18 protein-coding genes are annotated in these 18423 nt (G+C 65.4%); 16 read left to right on the top strand and 2 right to left on the bottom strand.

From position 1 onward, the window contains the following. Position 1: 1 nt before the first annotated feature. Both F3J45_RS08295 and ydcS read right to left on the bottom strand, forming a co-directional pair. Positions 2–1042 (bottom strand): ABC transporter ATP-binding protein, encoded by a 1041-nt coding sequence (locus tag F3J45_RS08295; protein ID WP_167060153.1) that lies wholly within the window; start codon positions 1040–1042, stop codon positions 2–4. Between the two features lie 130 nt (positions 1043–1172). After that, positions 1173–2324 (bottom strand): putative ABC transporter substrate-binding protein YdcS, encoded by a 1152-nt coding sequence (gene ydcS, locus F3J45_RS08290; RefSeq protein WP_167060150.1) that lies wholly within the window; start codon positions 2322–2324, stop codon positions 1173–1175. 217 nt (positions 2325–2541) lie between these two features. On the opposite strand from ydcS, the gene F3J45_RS08285 reads away from it, so the two are divergent. From F3J45_RS08285 to F3J45_RS08210, 16 genes are all read left to right on the top strand, one after another. Then, entirely contained in the window at positions 2542–2832 is a 291-nt protein-coding gene (locus F3J45_RS08285; protein WP_205300447.1) for a tellurite resistance TerB family protein, read from the top strand. Positions 2833–2960: 128 nt separating this feature from the next. Next, complete coding sequence (locus F3J45_RS08280) at positions 2961–4583, top strand: methyl-accepting chemotaxis protein (protein ID WP_167060146.1); 1623 nt, start codon at positions 2961–2963, stop codon at positions 4581–4583. 9 nt (positions 4584–4592) lie between these two features. Beyond that, positions 4593–5102: a chemotaxis protein CheW gene (locus F3J45_RS08275; RefSeq protein ID WP_167060143.1), complete on the top strand. Its 510-nt coding sequence runs from the start codon at positions 4593–4595 to the stop codon at positions 5100–5102. Further along, positions 5099–6343, top strand: coding sequence for a protein-glutamate O-methyltransferase CheR (locus F3J45_RS08270; RefSeq protein WP_167060140.1), 1245 nt, complete (start codon positions 5099–5101; stop codon positions 6341–6343). Before F3J45_RS08275 ends, F3J45_RS08270 begins: the two co-directional genes overlap by 4 nt. Next, a complete protein-coding gene (locus F3J45_RS08265; RefSeq protein WP_205300174.1) occupies positions 6340–7008 on the top strand; it encodes a chemotaxis protein CheW in 669 nt (222 codons plus the stop codon). Before F3J45_RS08270 ends, F3J45_RS08265 begins: the two co-directional genes overlap by 4 nt. Beyond that, a complete protein-coding gene (locus F3J45_RS08260; protein WP_167060137.1) occupies positions 7005–9317 on the top strand; it encodes a hybrid sensor histidine kinase/response regulator in 2313 nt (770 codons plus the stop codon). Before F3J45_RS08265 ends, F3J45_RS08260 begins: the two co-directional genes overlap by 4 nt. Beyond that, the gene (locus F3J45_RS08255) at positions 9314–10327 is read left to right on the top strand and encodes a chemotaxis response regulator protein-glutamate methylesterase (RefSeq protein ID WP_167060134.1); all 1014 of its coding nucleotides are present in this window, start codon (positions 9314–9316) and stop codon (positions 10325–10327) included. The genes F3J45_RS08260 and F3J45_RS08255 overlap by 4 nt, the downstream gene beginning before the upstream one ends. Before the next feature lie 51 nt (positions 10328–10378). After that, on the top strand, positions 10379–11383 hold the full coding sequence (gene wspR, locus F3J45_RS08250) for a Wsp signal transduction system regulator diguanylate cyclase WspR (RefSeq protein WP_167060131.1): 1005 nt from the start codon (positions 10379–10381) through the stop codon (positions 11381–11383). Positions 11384–11414: 31 nt separating this feature from the next. Continuing rightward, on the top strand, positions 11415–11615 hold the full coding sequence (locus tag F3J45_RS08245; RefSeq protein WP_167060113.1) for a hypothetical protein: 201 nt from the start codon (positions 11415–11417) through the stop codon (positions 11613–11615). Then, a protein-coding gene (gene prfB / locus F3J45_RS08240; RefSeq protein WP_167060128.1) for a peptide chain release factor 2 occupies positions 11541–12636 on the top strand; the annotation gives its coding sequence in 2 pieces (ribosomal slippage) (positions 11541–11612 and positions 11614–12636; 1095 coding nt in all). Before F3J45_RS08245 ends, prfB begins: the two co-directional genes overlap by 75 nt. A gap of 93 nt (positions 12637–12729) precedes the next feature. Continuing rightward, on the top strand, positions 12730–14232 hold the full coding sequence (gene lysS / locus F3J45_RS08235) for a lysine--tRNA ligase (protein WP_012270790.1): 1503 nt from the start codon (positions 12730–12732) through the stop codon (positions 14230–14232). 170 nt (positions 14233–14402) lie between these two features. Next, a complete protein-coding gene (locus tag F3J45_RS08230) occupies positions 14403–15107 on the top strand; it encodes a TetR/AcrR family transcriptional regulator (RefSeq protein ID WP_167060737.1) in 705 nt (234 codons plus the stop codon). Positions 15108–15136: 29 nt separating this feature from the next. Then, positions 15137–15685: a hypothetical protein gene (locus F3J45_RS08225; RefSeq protein ID WP_167060125.1), complete on the top strand. Its 549-nt coding sequence runs from the start codon at positions 15137–15139 to the stop codon at positions 15683–15685. 108 nt (positions 15686–15793) lie between these two features. After that, positions 15794–17071: a flavohemoglobin expression-modulating QEGLA motif protein gene (locus tag F3J45_RS08220; RefSeq protein WP_167060122.1), complete on the top strand. Its 1278-nt coding sequence runs from the start codon at positions 15794–15796 to the stop codon at positions 17069–17071. Beyond that, positions 17043–17966, top strand: coding sequence for an alpha/beta hydrolase (locus F3J45_RS08215; protein WP_167060119.1), 924 nt, complete (start codon positions 17043–17045; stop codon positions 17964–17966). Before F3J45_RS08220 ends, F3J45_RS08215 begins: the two co-directional genes overlap by 29 nt. Further along, positions 17963–18289 (top strand): hypothetical protein, encoded by a 327-nt coding sequence (locus F3J45_RS08210; RefSeq protein WP_167060116.1) that lies wholly within the window; start codon positions 17963–17965, stop codon positions 18287–18289. Before F3J45_RS08215 ends, F3J45_RS08210 begins: the two co-directional genes overlap by 4 nt. Positions 18290–18423 lie beyond the last annotated feature (134 nt).

Raw genomic sequence — 18423 nt, 5'->3', positions numbered from 1 at the left:
GTCAGCGGCCCTCGCCCGGCAGGCTTTCCTGCAGCGCCGTCATCGCTTCCCGTGGCCAGTGCAGCTCGACCTGCTGGCCGGTTTGCCAGGGCAGGGGCTGCGCCTGCCAACGGTCGTTGGCGTGGCTTACGGCCAGCAGCTGGCCGCCGGCCAGTTGCACCTCATAACGGGTGGCGCTGCCCTGGTACTGGATGTCGCGCAGCAGGCCGCTGACCTGCACGTCCTGCCCTGGGCTGGCCTGGGCCGCCAGGCGGATATGTTCAGGGCGGATGGAAAACGGCGCACGCTGGCCGCTGAGCTGCTCGGCCAGCTCGCCACGGATCACGTTGGAGGTGCCGACGAACTCGGCAACGAACGTGGTGGCGGGCTGCATGTAGAGGTTGCGCGGCGAGTCGACCTGCTCGATGCGGCCTCGGTTGAACACTGCCACCCGGTCGGACATCGACAGGGCCTCGGTCTGGTCGTGGGTGACGAAGATGAAGGTGATGCCCAGTTGCCGTTGCAGCTTCTTCAGCTCGCCCTGCATCTGCTCGCGCAGCTTCAGGTCCAGTGCGCCCAACGGCTCGTCGAGCAGCAGTACCCGTGGCCGGTTGACCAGGGCGCGGGCCAGGGCCACCCGTTGGCGTTGGCCACCGGACAACTGCACCGGCTTGCGCTCACCGTAGCCGGCCAGGGCGACCATGGCCAGTGCTTCCTCGGCACGCGCCAGGCGCTCGGGCTTGGCCACGCCCTTGACCTTGAGGCCGTAGGCAATGTTGTCGCGCACATTCATGTGCGGGAACAGGGCGTAGTCCTGGAACACGGTATTCACGTCGCGTTGGTAGGGCGGCACGCCGGCCGCCTCCACGCCATGAATGCGAATGGAGCCACTGCTGGGTTGTTCGAAACCGGCGATCAGGCGCAGGCAGGTGGTCTTGCCCGAGCCGGAAGGGCCTAGCATGGAGAAGAACTCGCCATCTTCGATGTCGATGCTGACGTGGTCGACGGCCTTGACCTCGCCGAAGGTGCGGGAAACCTGGGTGAACTGCACGGCTAGGGGCATGTGTGGGCTCCTGGGGACTTCTCTCTCCTGTGCCGGCCTCTTCGCGGGGCAAGCCCGCTCCTACAGGTATCGCATCTCCTTGTAGGAGCGGGCTTGCCCCGCGAAAGGGCCCTACAGGCCTCAACCGACCTCAGCGCCCACCCATGATCGCAATGTAGTCCTGGGTCCAGCGGCTATAGGGCACGAACTTGCCACCCTGGGCCTGCGGGGTTTTCCAGAAGGCGATCTTGTCGAAGTTGTCGAAGCCGTTGGTCTTGCACCCATCGGCCCCCAGCAGCTCGCTGCCGGTGCACGCCGCCGGTACTGCCGGCAGCGAGCCGAACCAGGCCGCCACGTCGCCTTGCACCTTCGGCTGCAGCGACCAGTCCATCCACTTGTAGGCGCAGTTGGGGTGCTTGGCCTCGCTGTGCAGCATGGTGGTGTCGGCCCAGCCGGTCGCGCCTTCCTGTGGAATGGTCGAGGCCACCGGCTGTTTGTCTGCCTTCAAGCCGTTGACCATGTAGCCCCAGGAGCTGGACGCGACCACCCCTTCGTTCTTCACATCGCTCATCTGTACCGTGGCGTCGTGCCAATAGCGGTGCACCAGCGGGTGCTGCTGGCGCAGCAGGTCGAGCACGGCCTTGTACTGGGCTTCGTTCAGCTCGTAGGGGTCCTTGATGCCCAGCTCGGGCTTGGCCGCCTTGAGGTAGAGCGCTGCGTCGGCGATGTAGATCGGCCCGTCGTAGGCCTGCACCCGGCCTTTGTTCGGTTTGCCATCGGGCAGGTTCTGCGGTTCGAACACCACGCCCCAGCTGGTGGGCGCCTGCTTGAAGGTGTCGGTGTTGTACAGCAGCACGTTCGGCCCCCACTGGTACGGGGTGCCATAGACTTGCTTGTCGACCACGTACCAACCCCCGTTCTGCAGGCGCGGGTCGATGTTCTTCCAGTTGGGAATCAGCGCGGTGTTGATCGGCTGCACGCGCTTGCCCACGATCAGGCGCAGCGAGGCGTCGCCGGAGGCGGTCACCAGGTCGTAGCCGCCCTTGCTCATCAGGCTGACCATTTCATCGGACGTGGCGGCCGTCTTGACGCTGACCTTGCAGCCGGTTTCCTTCTCGAAACCGGTCACCCAGTCGTAGGCCTTGTCGCTTTCGCCACGCTCGATGTAGCCGGGCCAGGCAACGATATCCAGCTGGCCTTCGCCGGCGCCGAGCGCCTTGGGCAATTCGGCGGCCTGCAGGCTGGCGCCGGCCAGCAATGCGCCAGTGGCGGCGCCGAGCAATAGGGTCTTGTGCACTGACATGGTGTTCCCTCTTTATTGGAAATCTTGGTCGGGGCAGTCATCCAGCAAGCAGTGGTGCAATCGTTATAAGCGTAGTGCGCAGGTGCAGGGCTTGGCGATTTCGAGTCTAGTCGGCTTTTGCCAGGCCAACGCAACATCCCGAAGCAAATCCCCAGGTGGCTGCAACACCGGCAGGCCTTACGCTGGCCGTTCCCTCTCAACGCTTGGAGACGCGCGCATGAACACCCGGGCCCTGATTGAAGGCGAGTTCACCCGCCTGGACAACGATCGCGAGCTGCAGCACTGGCTGCACGATGAACTCAACAAGCCGCTGGACCCGGCCGAGGTCGCCCGCGCCGCGCAAACGCCGGAGATGGCCGCCGAGATGTACCTGGCCAGCGTGATGATGGTCGATCAGGAAAACTTCATGGAGCGCGCCTACCTGGACGAATTGGCCCGCCAGTTGCGCCTGGAGCCGGCCCTGCGCCAGGAATTGGAGGCCCAGGTACGGCTCGCTGCAGGCCAGTGAAGTGGCAAATGGCCTGTTTTCTCGGAAATCAGGCCAGATTACCTCGCATTTCAGCCGCAAAAGCGTAGGAAGCCTGGGCTATACTTCGGCGATTTTTCCCGCTCGTTGTGAATTCCTGAGGGCTGAATGTGAAAAACTGGACGTTGCGCCAACGGATCCTGGCAAGTTTCGCCGTGATCATCGCCATCATGCTGCTGATGATCGTGGCGGCCTACTCGCGATTGGTGACGATCGAAAGCGCTGAGGAAGCGGTAGGCACCGACAGCATTCCAGGGGTCTACTACAGCTCGATGATCCGCAGCGCCTGGGTCGACAGCTACGTCACCAGCCAGCAGCTGGTAGGGCTGTCCAGCCACCGCGAGATCACCTCGGCCGACATGGAGCTGTTCAAAAGCTTCGACGACCGCCTCAAGCAGCACATGGCGAGCTACCAGGCCACCATCCAGTCCAGCGATGACCAGGCCAGCTTCGACACCTTCGTCAAACTTGAGGAAAACTACCTCAGGCTGGTGGGCGAAGTGCTTCAGGCCTACCGGCAACGCCAGTACGCCGAGGCCGAGCGGTTGATTACCGCAGAGCTGACGCCGGCTTGGGTCGAGGGCCGCAAGCACCTGAACACGGTGATCGAGCGCAACCGCGAATCTGCCGACGCTGCTACCCACGAGATCGTCAGCGCCGTCAGCACTGCCAAGGGCAGCATGATGGTGTCGTTGCTGCTGGCCATCGTTGCCGCCGGCATCTGCGGCCTGTTGCTGATGCGCGCCATCACCGCGCCGGTTCAGCGGGTGGTGCATGCCCTGGATAAACTGCGTTCGGGCGACCTGAGCATGCGCCTGAGCCTGGACCGCAAGGACGAATTCGGCGCCATCGAAAGCGGCTTCAACGAAATGGCCGAGGCCCTGGCCAACCTGGTGGCCCAGGCCCAGCGCTCGTCGGTGCAGGTGACCACCTCGGTGACCGAAATTGCCGCCACCTCCAAGCAGCAGCAGGCCACCGCCACCGAAACCGCCGCCACCACCACCGAGATTGGCGCCACCTCGCGGGAAATCGCCGCCACCTCGCGTGACCTGGTGCGCACCATGACCGAGGTCACCAGTGCAGCGGACCAGGCGTCGAGCCTGGCCGGCTCCGGCCAGCAAGGCCTGGCGCGCATGGAAGAAACCATGCACCAGGTCATGGGCGCCGCCGACCTGGTCAATGCCAAGCTGGGCATCCTCAACGAGAAAGCCAGCAACATCACGCAAATGGTGGTGACCATCGTCAAGGTGGCCGACCAGACCAACCTGCTGTCGCTCAATGCGGCCATCGAAGCGGAAAAGGCCGGTGAATATGGCCGCGGCTTTGCCGTGGTCGCCACCGAGGTGCGTCGCCTGGCCGACCAGACCGCCGTGGCCACCTACGACATCGAGCAGATGGTGCGCGAGATTCAGTCGGCGGTGTCGGCTGGGGTGATGGGCATGGACAAGTTCTCCGAAGAGGTGCGCCGCGGCATGTTCGAGGTGCAGCAGGTGGGCGAGCAACTGAGCCAGATCATTCACCAGGTGCAGGCACTGGCGCCGCGCGTGTTGATGGTCAACGAAGGCATGCAGGCCCAGGCCACCGGTGCCGAGCAGATCAACCAGGCCTTGGCCCAGCTCAGCGATGCCAGCACCCAGACGGTAGAATCGCTGCGCCAGGCCAGCTTCGCCATCGACGAGCTGAGCCAGGTGGCTGCAGGCTTGCGCGGTGGTGTATCGCGGTTCAAGGTCTGACCGCCCGCCATGGACCTGCACCTGCATTCCCATGCGCCCGAGGCGGCCAGCGCCAAGGGTACGCTGTACCTGCAGTTTCGCCTGGGCGGCCAGCGCTTCGCCCTGGATGTTCACGAAGTGATCGAAGTGCTGCCGCGTCGCCCGCTCAAGCCGATTGCCCAGGCGCCGGCCTGGGTGGCCGGTATTCTCGCCCACCGCGGCGCGCTGGTGCCGGTGGTCGACCTGTGCGCGTTGAGCTTCGCCCAGCCGGCCGCCGAGCGCACCAGCACCCGCCTGGTACTGGTGCGTTACTGCCAGCAGCAGGTGCTGGGCCTGATCCTGGAGCAGGCCACCGATACCCTGCGCTGCGCCCCCGAGGAGTTCCAGCCGTATGGCCTGGACAATGGCCAGGCACCCTATTTGGGCCCGGTTCGCCAGGATGCCCAGGGCCTGCTGCAGCGCATCGAGGTGAATGACCTGCTGCCCGAGGCCGTGCGCGAGCTGCTGTTTCCCGCCGAGCCCGGCCAGGTGACGGCATGAACGAGCAACGTTTCTTCCGTTACCTGCAAGAGCGTATTGGCCTGGATGTCGAATCGGTGGGGGTGCCGATGGTCGAGCGCGCCTTGCGTCAGCGCTGCGCGGCCCTGGCGGCTGCCGACCTCGACGACTACTGGTTGCGCCTGCAGCAGTCGGCGGATGAGCAACTGGCGCTGATCGAGGCGGTGATCGTTCCGGAAACCTGGTTCTTCCGTTATCCCGAGTCGTTCACCGCCCTGGTTGGCCTGGCCCACAAGCGCCTGGCTGAACTGGCGGGCGAACGCCCGTTGCGCTTGCTCAGCCTGCCAAGCTCCACTGGCGAGGAACCTTATTCCCTGGCCATGGCCCTGCTCGATGCGGGCATCAGCCCAGGGGCGTTCCACATCGACGGCATCGACATCAGCCCCAGTTCCGTGGCCAAAGGCGTGCAAGCCGAATACGGGCGCAACTCGTTCCGCGGCACCGACCTTGCGTTTCGTGACCGGCACTTCCAGGTGTTCGCGGACAACCACGTGCTCGACGAGCGGGTGCGCCGGCAAGTGAGCCTGCAGGTGGGCAACGTGCTCGACCCGGCACTGGCCAGCCGCAATGGCCAGTACGATTTCGTGTTCTGCCGCAACCTGCTGATCTATTTCGACGTGCCAACCCAGCAACGGGTATTCGAAGTGCTCAAGGGGCTGGCCAACGCCCACGGCGTGCTGTTCATCGGCCCGGCCGAAGGCAGCCTGCTGGCGCGTTTGGGCATGCGGCCCCTGGGCATCGCCCAGTCCTTCGCCTACGTGCGCCAGGCCGAGGCAACGCCAGCTGCGCCCGTGCGGCCCCTGGCCAGCCGGCCAGCCCCGGCGGCGCCGGGTAGGCCCGTGCCAGCGCTGCCTGCGCGACCGATGCCGGCCCCGGTGGCCGTTGCCCCGCCGAGGGGGCAAGGCGAAAGCGAAAGCCAGTTGCTCGCCGACATCGCCCGCCAGGCCAATGCTGGCGACAGTGCCCAGGCCCGCGCCAGTTGCCAGCGCTATTTGCAACAGTTCCCGCCCAAGGCGCAGGTGTATTACTGGCTGGGGCTGCTCAGCGATACCGAAGGCGATGCGCAACAGGCGCTCACCCATTACCGCAAGGCCTTGTACCTGGAGCCTCAGCACCCCGAGGCCCTGCTGCACCTGGCCACCTTGCTGGCGGCCCAGGGCGACGAGGCCGGCGCCCGGCGCCTGCAGGCGCGTGCGGCGCGTGCTGGCCGGGGGGCTGAATGATGAATGTCGAAAGCACCATCGAACTGCTCGCCGAGGACAGTGAGCGCATCGACGATTGCTGGAACCGCATTGGCGTGCATGGCAACAAGCAGTGCCCGCTGCTGGAACGGCACATTCATTGCCGTAACTGCGAAGTGCAGGCCGCAGCGGCCACCCGCTTGCTCGACCGCTATGCCCTGGTCGAGGACGACCAGGCACCTGCCCCGGCGCCGGAGCAAACCGCCAGCGGCCGTTCGCTGCTGTTGTTCCGCCTGGGTGAAGAGTGGCTGGCGCTGGCCACCGCCTGCCTGGCCGAGATCGCCCCGCTGCAGCCGGTGCACTCCCTGCCACACCAGCGCTCGCGGGTGCTGCAAGGGGTGGCCAACGTCCGCGGCGCATTGGTGCCGTGCCTGTCGTTGGGCGACCTGCTCGGCGTTGAGCGCTTGCCCGAGCAGGCCCGCAGCGGCCGGGCGATGCCGCGCATGCTGATTCTCGCCGCGGCGGGTGGGCCGGTGGTGATGGCGGTGGACGAGATCGACGGCATCCACCGCCTGGCACCCGAACGGCTGGGCGCTGCCGAAGAGGCCGCACCCTTCACGGCGGCCGTGCTGCAGTGGCGCGGGCGCAGCGTGCGCGTGCTGGACGACCATTACTTACTGTCTGCCGTGCAACGGAGCCTGTCATGACCCCGGAGCAAATGCGCGACGCCTCGCTGCTCGAACTGTTCAGCCTGGAGGCCGAGGCACAGACCCAGGTGCTCAGCACTGGCCTGATGGCACTGGAACGCGACCCGACCCTGGCCGACCAGCTGGAAGCGTGCATGCGCGCGGCCCACTCGCTCAAGGGCGCGGCGCGCATCGTCGGCATCGATGCCGGGGTCAGCGTCGCCCATGTGATGGAAGACTGCCTGGTCGCCGCCCAGGAAGGCCGCCTGCGGCTGCGTACCGAGCACATCGATGCCTTGTTGCGCGGCACCGACCTGCTGCTGCACATTGCTACGCCGGGCGACCCGAATGGCGAGGCGGCCGTGCCAGGCTTCCTGGTGCATATGGCCAGCCTGCTGGACCCAGCTGCCGCCCCTGTCGCCCCTGCTGCGCCCATTGCCCATGTCGAGGCGCCGAAGCCTGCGCCTTTGCCGCCAGTTATGCCGGTTACCCCGGAACCCGAGCTGGCGCTGGAACCTGAGCCCACGGCGTCAACCGCGCCCGTGGCGCCCCACAAGCCGGGCAAACGGGGCGGCGAAGGTGGCGAGCGGGTGTTGCGAGTGACCGCCGACCGCCTCAACAGCCTGCTCGACCTGTCGAGCAAGTCGCTGGTCGAAACCCAGCGGCTCAAGCCTTACCTGGCCACCCTGCAGCGCCTCAAGCGCATGCACGGCCAGGGCATGCGTGCCCTCGACGGCCTGAAGGCGCAGCTGGAGAGCAGCGGCCAGAGCCTGGAGGTGCTCGAGGCACTGGCCCAGACCCAACGGCTGCTGGCCGAAACCCAACAGACCCTGCAGCAGCAGGCTGCCGACCTCGATGCCTTCGGCTGGCAGGCCAGCCAGCGTGCACAGTTGCTGTACGACACCGCATTGGCCTGCCGCATGCGCCCGTTCGCCGATGTGCTGGCCGGCCAGAGCCGCATGGTGCGCGACTTGGGCCGCTCGCTGGGCAAGCAAGTACGGCTGCAAATCGAGGGCGACAAGACCCAGGTTGACCGCGATGTGCTGGAAAAGCTTGAGGCGCCGCTGACCCACCTGCTGCGCAATGCCGTCGACCACGGCATCGAACAGCCCGAACAGCGCCTGCTGGCTGGCAAGGTGGAGGAGGGCACCATCCGCCTGCGCGCCTCGCACCAGGCTGGCATGCTGATCCTTGAGCTGATCGATGACGGCGCCGGCATCGACCTGGCGCGCCTGCAGCGCAGCATTGTCGAGCGCGGCCTGTCGCCGGCCGAGACGGTGGCGCAGATGAGCGAGGCCGAGCTGCTGACCTTCCTGTTCCTGCCGGGTTTCAGCCTGCGCGACCGGGTCACCGAGGTGTCCGGGCGTGGCGTGGGGCTGGATGCGGTGCAGCACATGGTCCGCGACCTGCGCGGCGCCATCGTGCTGAGCCAGGTTGCCGGCCAGGGCTGCCGCTTCCACCTGGAAGTCCCGCTGACGCTGTCGGTGGTGCGTAGCCTGGTGGTGGAGGTGGGAGGCGAAGCGTATGCCTTCCCGCTGGCGCATATCGAGCGCACCCTGGAGGTGGCCGCCGACGACATCGTGCAGATCGAGGGCCGCCAGCACTTCTGGCACGAGGGCCGGCATATCGGCCTGGTAGCTGCCAGCCAGTTGCTCAACCGCCCGGCCGGGCATGGCGAGGCCAGCAGCCTGCGGGTGGTGGTGATTCGTGAGCGTGAGCAGCTGTACGGGGTGGCAGTGGAGCGCCTGGTCGGTGAGCGGGTGCTGGTGGTGATGCCCCTGGACCCGCGCCTGGGCAAGGTCCAGGACATCTCCTCCGGCGCCTTGCTCGACGACGGCTCGGTGGTGTTGATCATCGACGTCGAAGACCTCCTGCGCTCGGTGGAGAAGTTGCTCAGCACCGGCCGCCTGGAGCGCATCGAGCGTGGCGGCCAAGGTGCCCGCGGGGTCAGCCGCAAGCGCGTGCTGGTGGTCGACGACTCACTCACCGTGCGCGAACTGCAGCGCAAGCTGCTGAGCAACCGCGGCTACGACGTGGCCGTGGCGGTGGATGGCATGGACGGCTGGAATGCCCTGCGCGGCGAAGATTTCGACCTGTTGATCACCGACATCGACATGCCGCGCATGGACGGTATCGAGCTGGTCACCCTGGTGCGCCGCGACCAGCGCCTGCAAGCCTTGCCGGTGATGGTGGTGTCGTACAAGGACCGTGAAGAAGACCGCCGGCGTGGCCTGGATGCCGGGGCCGACTACTATTTGGCAAAAGCCAGCTTCCATGATGATGCGCTGCTGGACGCCGTGGTCGAACTGATCGGAGGGGCGCAGGGATGAAGGTCGCCATCGTCAACGATATGCCCATGGCGGTAGAGGCACTGCGCCGGGCGCTGGCGTTCGAGCCGGCGCACCAGGTGGTCTGGGTGGCCAGCAATGGCGCTGAGGCGGTACGCAAGTGCGCCGAGCACACCCCCGACCTGATTCTCATGGACCTGATCATGCCGGTGATGGATGGCATCGAGGCCACCCGGCGGATCATGGCCGAAAGCCCCTGCGCCATCGTCATCGTCACCGTCGACCGCAAGCAGAACGTGCACCGGGTATTCGAGGCCATGGGCCATGGCGCCCTGGATGTGGTCGACACGCCGGCCCTGGGCGCAGGCGATGCCCGCGAGGCGGCGGCGCCGCTGCTGCGCAAGATCCTCAACATCAGCTGGCTGATCGGCCAGCAGCGCCCCAGCGCCAGCAAAACCGTGGCCACGCCCCTGCGCGAGGCGTCGCAGCGCAGCGGCCTGGTGGCCATCGGCTCCTCGGCGGGCGGCCCGGCAGCCCTGGAAGTGCTGCTCAAGGGGCTGCCACGGGGCTTTGCGGCTTCGATCGTACTGGTTCAGCATGTCGACCAGGTGTTCGCCGCCGGCATGGCCGAATGGCTGGCCAGTGCCAGCGGCATGCCCGTGCGCCTGGCCCGCGAGGGCGAGCCGCCGCAGCCGGGGCAGGTGCTGCTGGCCGGCACCAACCACCATATCCGCCTGCTGCAGAACGGCCAGTTGGCCTACACTGCCGAACCTGTCAACGAAATCTACCGGCCCTCGATCGATGTGTTCTTCGAGAGCGTGGCGCGCTACTGGACCGGCGAGGCGGTGGGCGTGCTGCTCACCGGCATGGGCCGCGATGGTGCCCAGGGCCTGAAACTGATGCGCCAGCAAGGCTTTCTGACCATCGCTCAGGACCAGCAGAGCAGCGCTGTCTACGGCATGCCCAAGGCCGCCGCCGCGATTGACGCGGCGGTGGAAATCCGTCCGCTGGAGCGAATCGCCGGGCGCTTGATGGAACTCTTCGCAAAATGACGATATGTATTGAATCGCGCCGCATGGGCGGCTGTGATCAGGTGAATTCGAATGACTGATCTACCGGTAGAAGGCTTTGCCACCCCCAACGAAAACTCGGCCATGGTGCTACTGATCGACGATCAGGCCATGATCGGCGAGGCGGTGCGGCGAGGCCTGGCGCACGAAGAGAACATCGACTTCCACTTCTGCGCCGACCCCCACCAGGCCGTGGCCCAGGCCATGCGCATCAAGCCCACGGTGATTCTCCAGGACCTGATCATGCCCGGCCTCGATGGCCTGACCCTGGTGCGCGAATACCGCAACAACCCGGCCACCCAGGACATCCCGATCATCGTCCTGTCGACCAAGGAAGACCCGTTGGTCAAGAGCGCCGCCTTCGCCGCCGGGGCCAACGACTACCTGGTGAAACTGCCGGACACCATCGAGCTGGTGGCGCGCATTCGCTACCACTCGCGCTCCTACCTGACCCTGCTGCAGCGTGACGAGGCCTACCGCGCCCTGCGCGTGAGCCAGCAGCAGCTGCTCGACACCAACCTGATGCTGCAGCGGCTGATGAACTCCGATGGCCTGACCGGGCTGTCCAACCGCCGCCATTTCGACGAGTACCTGGAGCTGGAATGGCGCCGGGCCATGCGCGAGCAGCAGCAGATTTCCCTGCTGATGATCGATGTCGACTACTTCAAGGTGTACAACGACAGCTTCGGCCACCTGGCTGGCGATGAAGCCCTGCGCCAGGTCGCCGAAGCCATTCGCGGCTCGTGCGCGCGGCCAACCGACCTGCCGGCGCGCTACGGTGGCGAGGAATTCGCCCTGGTGCTGCCCAACACCTCGCCGGGCGGTGCGCGGCTGGTGGCCGAGAAGCTGCGCCAGACCATTCTCGGCCTGAAGATTCCGCATTCAGCGCCCCAGGCCGACTCGTTGCTGACCGTGAGCATCGGCCTGGCGACCCAGACGCCGGCCATCGGCAGCCATTGCCGGCAGTTGATTTCGGCGGCGGACAAGGGCCTGTACCTGGCCAAGAACAGCGGCCGCAACCAGGTTGGGATTGCCTGAGGGTTGTGGCGCCTGGCCGCCCGAGCGCCGCGTGCGGCGCATCGTGCGCGGCGCTGCTGTGCAAGTTGCCCAGGCCCTGCCCAACGGGCTGCCGCCGGGCCCTGGATCGGTTATACTCGCGGGCTTTTCACCGAATTCGCACGAGAGCCAGCTGCCCATGGAAATCCAACCGATCCTGAACACCATCAAGGACCTCACCGAGCGTTCCCTGTCCATTCGGGGGTATCTTTGACTACGATCACAAGCATGACCGCCTGATCGAAGTCAACCGCGAGCTCGAAGACGCCTCCGTCTGGAACAAGCCCGAGTACGCCCAGGCCCTGGGCCGCGAGCGCGCCATGCTGGCCCAGGTGGTCGAGACGTTGGACAAGATGGCCAACGGCCTGTCCGACTGCAAGGACCTGCTCGACATGGCCGTCGAGGAAGGTGACGAAGGCGCTGTCAGCGATGTCGAGACCGAGTTGCAGGCCCTGGAAGAATCCCTGGCCCAGCTTGAGTTCCGTCGCATGTTCAGCGGCGAGATGGACATGAACAACGCCTACCTGGACATCCAGGCCGGCTCCGGCGGCACCGAGGCCCAGGACTGGGCCAACATCCTGTTGCGCATGTACCTGCGCTGGGCCGACAAGCGTGGCTTCGACGCCACCATCATCGAACTGTCCGAAGGCGAAGTGGCCGGCATCAAGGGTGCCACCGTGCACATCAAGGGCGAGTACGCCTTTGGTTGGCTGCGCACCGAAATCGGCGTGCACCGCCTGGTGCGCAAGAGCCCGTTCGACTCCGGCGCCCGTCGCCACACCTCGTTCTCGGCGGTGTTCGTGTCCCCCGAGATCGACGACAAGGTCGAGATCGAGATCAACCCGTCGGACCTGCGCATCGACACCTACCGCTCCTCCGGTGCCGGTGGCCAGCACGTGAACACCACCGACTCCGCCGTGCGGATCACCCACGTGCCGACCAACACCGTGGTGGCTTGCCAGAACGAACGTTCCCAGCACGCCAACAAGGACACCGCCATGAAAATGCTGCGGGCCAAGTTGTACGAGCTGGAAATGCAGAAACGCAACGCCGCGTCCCAGGCGCTGGAAGACAGCAAGTCGGATATCGGCTGGGGCCACCAGATCCGCTCCTACGTGCTCGACGACTCGCGCATCAAGGACCTGCGTACCGGCGTCGAGCGCAGCGACTGCCAGAAGGTGCTGGACGGCGACCTCGACCAGTACCTGGAAGCGAGCCTCAAGCAGGGCCTGTAAGCCGCACACCACCGCCGCGATACCTGGCCAGCCGCCGGTATCGCGTGCCCTGCCCGGAAAGGGCAACGAATACCTGATGGAAACAAAGACGACATGAGCGACCTCAAGACCGAATCGCAAGACCTGCAACAGGAAGAAAACGCCCTGATCGCCCTGCGCAAGGAAAAACTTGCCGCCGAGCGTGCCAAGGGCAATGCCTTCCCCAACGACTTCCGTCGCGACAGCTACTGCAACGACCTGCAGAAACAGTACGCGGACAAGACCAAGGAAGAGCTGGAAGCAGCCGCGATCCCGGTCAAGGTTGCCGGTCGCATCATGCTCAACCGTGGCTCGTTCATGGTGATCCAGGACATGACCGGCCGTATCCAGGTCTACGTCAACCGCAAGACCCTACCGGAAGAAACCCTGGCGGCCGTGAAAACCTGGGACCTGGGCGACATCATCAGCGCCGAAGGCACCCTGGCCCGTTCCGGCAAGGGCGACCTGTACGTGGAAATGACCAACGTGCGCCTGCTGACCAAGTCGCTGCGCCCGCTGCCAGACAAACACCACGGCCTGACCGACACCGAGCAGCGCTACCGCCAGCGCTACGTCGACCTGATGGTCAACGAAGAAACCCGCCACACCTTCCGTGTGCGTTCGCAGGTGATCTCGCACATCCGCAAATTCCTCATCGAGCGCGACTTCCTCGAAGTCGAAACGCCGATGCTGCAAACCATCCCGGGCGGTGCAGCGGCCAAGCCGTTCGAAACCCACCACAACGCCCTGGACATGGCCATGTTCCTGCGCATTGCGCCGGAGCTGTACCTCAAGCGCCTGGTGGTCGGTGGTTTCGAGAAAGTGTTCGAGATCAACCGCAACTTCCGTAACGAAGGCGTGTCGACCCGTCACAACCCAGAATTCACCATGCTTGAGTTCTACCAGGCCTACGCCGACTACCGCGACAACATGGACCTCACCGAGGAACTGTTCCGCGAGCTTGCGCAGCTGGTACTGGGCAGCACCGACGTGCCATACGGCGACAAGGTGTTCCACTTCGGCGAGCCGTTCGTGCGCCTGTCGGTGTTCGACTCGATCCTCAAGTACAACCCAGAGCTGACGGCTGCTGACCTGCAGGACGTCGACCGCGCCCGTGACATCGCCAAGAAGGCCGGTGCCAAGGTGCTGGGCCACGAGGGCCTGGGCAAGCTGCAGGTGATGATTTTCGAAGAGCTGGTCGAGCACAAGCTGGAGCAGCCGCACTTCATCACCGAATACCCGTTCGAAGTGTCGCCACTGGCCCGTCGCAACGACGACAACCCGGCCGTGACCGACCGCTTCGAGCTGTTCATCGGTGGCCGCGAGATCGCCAACGCCTACTCCGAGCTCAACGATGCCGAGGACCAGGCCGAGCGCTTCCTGGCCCAGGTGGCCGAGAAGGATGCCGGTGACGACGAAGCCATGCACTACGATGCCGACTTCGTTCGCGCCTTGGAATACGGCATGCCGCCGACAGCCGGTGAAGGCATCGGCATCGACCGCCTGGTGATGCTGCTGACCAACTCGCCGTCGATTCGCGACGTGATCCTGTTCCCGCACATGCGTCCGCAGGCCTGAGTGATGTGAACAAGCCGCCTTTCGGGGCGGCTTTTTCTTGCCTGAAGCTTTATGTTGTCAGGGCCGGCCCTTTCGCGGGGCAAGCCCGCTGCTGTAGGAGCGGGCTTGCCCCGCGAAGAGGCCCGTACAGGCAACCCACTGTCCACGAGGTAACCACCGTGACCCCCGCAATGCCCCACCAAGGCGCTGCCGGCATCGCCACCGCCGTCGCCGAAAGCGTGCAATACCAGGGCCGCAAGACCGCCCGTCAAGGCAGCGAGCAGCGTCGCCAGCTGATTCTCGACGCCGCCATGCGCATCATCGTGCGCGATGGCGTGCGCGGCGTGCGCCATCGCGCGGTGGCTGCCGAGGCCGGTGTGCCGCTGTCGGCCACCACCTACTATTTCAAGGACATCGAAGACCTGCTCACCGACACCTTCGCCCAGTATGTCGAGCGCAGCGCCGCCTACATGGCCAAGCTCTGGGCCAACACCGAGGTGGTGCTGCGCGAACTGCTGGCCAAGGATGACGGCAGCGTCGCCTCGCGCGCGCGCCTGGCCGATGCAATCGCCCACATCGTGGCCGACTACGTTTCTCGCCAGTTGCTCACCCGCCGTGACTTCATCATGGCCGAGCAGGCCTTCCGCCAGGAGGCGCTGCTGTGCCCGCGCCTGGCGGAACTGGTGCAGGCCCACGAGCAGATTCTGCTGCACGGCGCACGCCACCTGCTGCAGGTGGTCGGCTCGCGGCAGCCAGAGCAGGACGCCCAGATGTTGACGGCGATTATCGTGCAGATGGAATATCAGGGCCTGCTCAAGGACGCCGATGCGCAAGCCGATGGGCAGATGCTCGCTATGCTTACCCGTTACCTGCACCTGGTGTTGGCATCGGCCTAAGCGGCGACCGAACCTTCAAGGAGAACCGGATGAAAGCCTGGCGTGTGGTGTTGTTGACGTTGTCATTCCTGCTGCTGGGCGGATGTCTGGTGACCTTCCACGAGCCGCTGCCGAGCAACCAGGCAGCGCCCAAGGCCCTGCTCGGCAAGTGGAGCAGCAAGGACGCCTGGGGCGAACCGCTCAAGCTGACCATCAGCCGTAGCGGCGGCGATGCCTACAAGGCCGTGGCCACGGCCAAGGGCAAGGCGCCTGAAGAATATGTGTTCACCGTGTCGCGCCACGGCAACCGCTGGTACCTGTCGGCCGGCGTGCCCAAGCGCCTGGGCGGCAACTTCATGATCGGCGGTTTCGATATCGTCGATGGCAAGGAACTGGTGCTCTACAACCTTGATGTCGAGCAGGTGCAGCAGGCTGTGGAGCACAAGGAACTGACCGGGCGCAGTACCCAGGTGGCCCAGGAGAACGGCGAAGGCGTGCTGATCGACAGCCCTTCGGCGCGGGTGCTGGCGTATTTGGATGACCCGGCCAACTCGGACCTTTTCGTCGAGGTGGCACGCTTCCAGCGGGCTGGCAAATGACCCTGTTTGCCTCTTCACGGGGCAAGCCCGCTCCTACAGATGATGTAGGAGCGGGCTTGCCCCGCGAAAGGGCCGGCCCAGGTATCTTGTTCTAGAAAGGAGTCCCAGGTGGACGAATACCAGCAAACCATCCGTGCCCTGTCTGACCGCATCGTCGCGGCGCAGACCCCGATCCGCGTGCTGGATGCGGTGAAATGGGACGATAACATCCGCCAGGGCTTCCTCAAGGCCAAGGGCAAGGAGCCACCTGCCGTCGACCGTGCCTATTACCAGGGCCGCCCGCTGGGCTTCGATTCCAGCGCCGTCAAGGCCGAGTTCCAGGGCATCGAGCGCGACATCATCCGCCAGCTTGGCCAGTTCAACCCGGTCGGGCAGATCATGAAGCGCATGTGCCGCGAATACCGCATGGTGGTGCGTATGCTCGAAGCGCGCGGCACCGAGGACTTCGGCCTGATCTCCCAGGAGCTCTACGGCGCCGCCTCCGACGCCTTCCACGCCGGTGACCCGACCCTGGCCGACCTGGGCCTGATGCTGTCGGACTACCTGAACAACATCGACGGCCGCGGCGACCTCAAGGACGAACCAAAGAACCTCACCGCCAAGGAGGCCGTGGACATCCTCCAGCGCCGCCTGAACAAGGTGTTCGGCGAGGCCGAGGAAACCATCCGCGTGTTCGAGTCCGACGGCATCGTCGCCGACGCGGCGGCCGGTGCCGACTACATCAAGGTGCGCGCCGACGCCATGTTCAACAGCCGCGACGTGCGCGCCCTGGAGGTGCATGAAGGGTTGGTGCACGTGGGCACCACGCTCAATGGCCTGAACCAGCCGATCTGCACCTTCCTGGCCAAGGGCCCGCCCTCGTCGACCGTGACCCAGGAAGGCCTGGCCATTCTGATGGAAGTGATCGCCTTCGCCTCCTACCCCAGCCGCCTGCGCAAGCTCACCAACCGCACCCGCGCCATCCACATGGTCGAGGAGGGCGCCGACTTCCTCCAGGTGTTCAATTTCTTCCGCGAGCAGGGCTTCGAAATGGCCCAGAGCTACAGCAACGCCAGCCGGGTGTTCCGCGGGTCGGTGCCCAATGGCCTGCCATTTACCAAGGACTTGTCCTACCTCAAGGGTTTCATCATGGTTTACAACTACATTCAGTTGGCCGTGAAGAAGGGCAAGCTTGAGCAGATTCCGCTGCTGTTCTGCGGCAAGACCACCCTGGAAGACATGCGTACCCTGCGCCAGCTGGTCGAAGAGGGGCTGGTCGAGCCGCCCAAGTACCTGCCCGAGCAGTTCCGCGACCTGAACGCCTTGTCGGCCTGGATGTGCTTCTCCAACTTCCTCAACCACCTGAGCCTGGACCGTATTGAAGCCGACTACGCGAACATTCTCTGAGTGGTTGCGCCTGCTGGCCCTGGGCATGTTGCTGCTGGGGCTGGGCGGCTGCAGCAGCCTGCTGTTCTACCCGGAGCCCGGCCAGGCATTCACCCCTGAGCGGGCCAAGGTTGCTTACCGCGACGTCAGCCTGACCACCGCCGACGGCGTGCGCCTGCACGGCTGGTGGTTGCCGGCCAAGGCCGGCGTTGCGCTCAAGGGCACCGTGCTGCACCTGCACGGCAACGGCGGCAACCTGCCGGGCCACCTGGGCGCCACTTATTGGCTGCCGGAACAGGGCTACCAGGTGTTGATGGTCGATTACCGTGGCTATGGCCTGTCCGAAGGCAAGCCGACCCTTCCCGAGGTCTACCAGGACATCGACGCCGCCATGGCCTGGCTTGCCAACGCCCCCGAAGCCAAAGGCAAGCCCCTGGTGTTGCTGGGCCAGAGCCTTGGCGGGGCGATGGCGATTCATTACCTGGCGGCCCATCCCGAGCAGCGTCAGCGCTTCAGCGCACTGGTGTTCGATGGTGTACCGGCCAGTTACCGTGCGGTTGGCCGCTACGCCCTGGGCACGTCGTGGCTGACCTGGCCGTTGCAGGTGCCGTTGTCGTGGCTGGTGCCCGACGGCGACAGTGCGATTCATTCGATCGAGCGCCTGGGCAGCCCGCCGAAGCTGTTCTTCCACAGCATCGACGACGACCTGGTGCCCATGGAGAGCGCCATCCGCCTGTACCAGCACGCGCCACCCCCGCGGGTGCTGCAACTGACCCGTGGCGGCCATGTGCAGACCTTTGCCGACCCCTTGTGGCGCCAGGTGATGCTGCGCTTTCTGGAAGACCCAAGCCATTTCAACGGCCTGCGGCGGCTTGCCGAAGTGCCCAACTACCCTGATGAGAAGAACCCGCAATGAGTGAAGAACGCAACGCCATCCCCCTGATTCTGACTGGCCTTGGCAGCATCATCGTCACGGTGGGGGCCCTCTGGTACTACGGCTATCTGCATTTCGCCAAGCCCGAGGACGCGCTGTTGCTGCAGGAGTACACCATGCTCAAGACTATCCCCGGCGAGGACTACAAGGTGTCGCTGGACCCGGCCGCGCAGGTGGCGCAGTGCGTGGATGGCGTGCTGGTGCTGTTCGATACCGAGCAGAAGGGCCTGACCGGGGTGTTGGTGGACAGCCGCAAGCGCGCGGTGCGCTGCATGGGCGAGGAAACCCCGCAGCAGGTGCAGTGAGCCGAGCTGATCTGGTCAAGTAATTTTGGACACCGATTAAGGTTTATGCCGCCGCTTTGAGCTTTTCCTCCATGGCTACCGGTGTTTCATAGCCGTTGTAGCTGTGGAGGCGCTTGAGGTTGTAGCGCATCAGA

The sequence above is a fragment of the Pantoea sp. Ap-967 genome, from assembly GCF_011752565.1.
GTDB lineage: Bacteria > Pseudomonadota > Gammaproteobacteria > Pseudomonadales > Pseudomonadaceae > Aquipseudomonas.
Note: the sequence above shows the minus strand (reverse complement) of the source record. Positions and strands in the feature narration are given on the sequence as shown.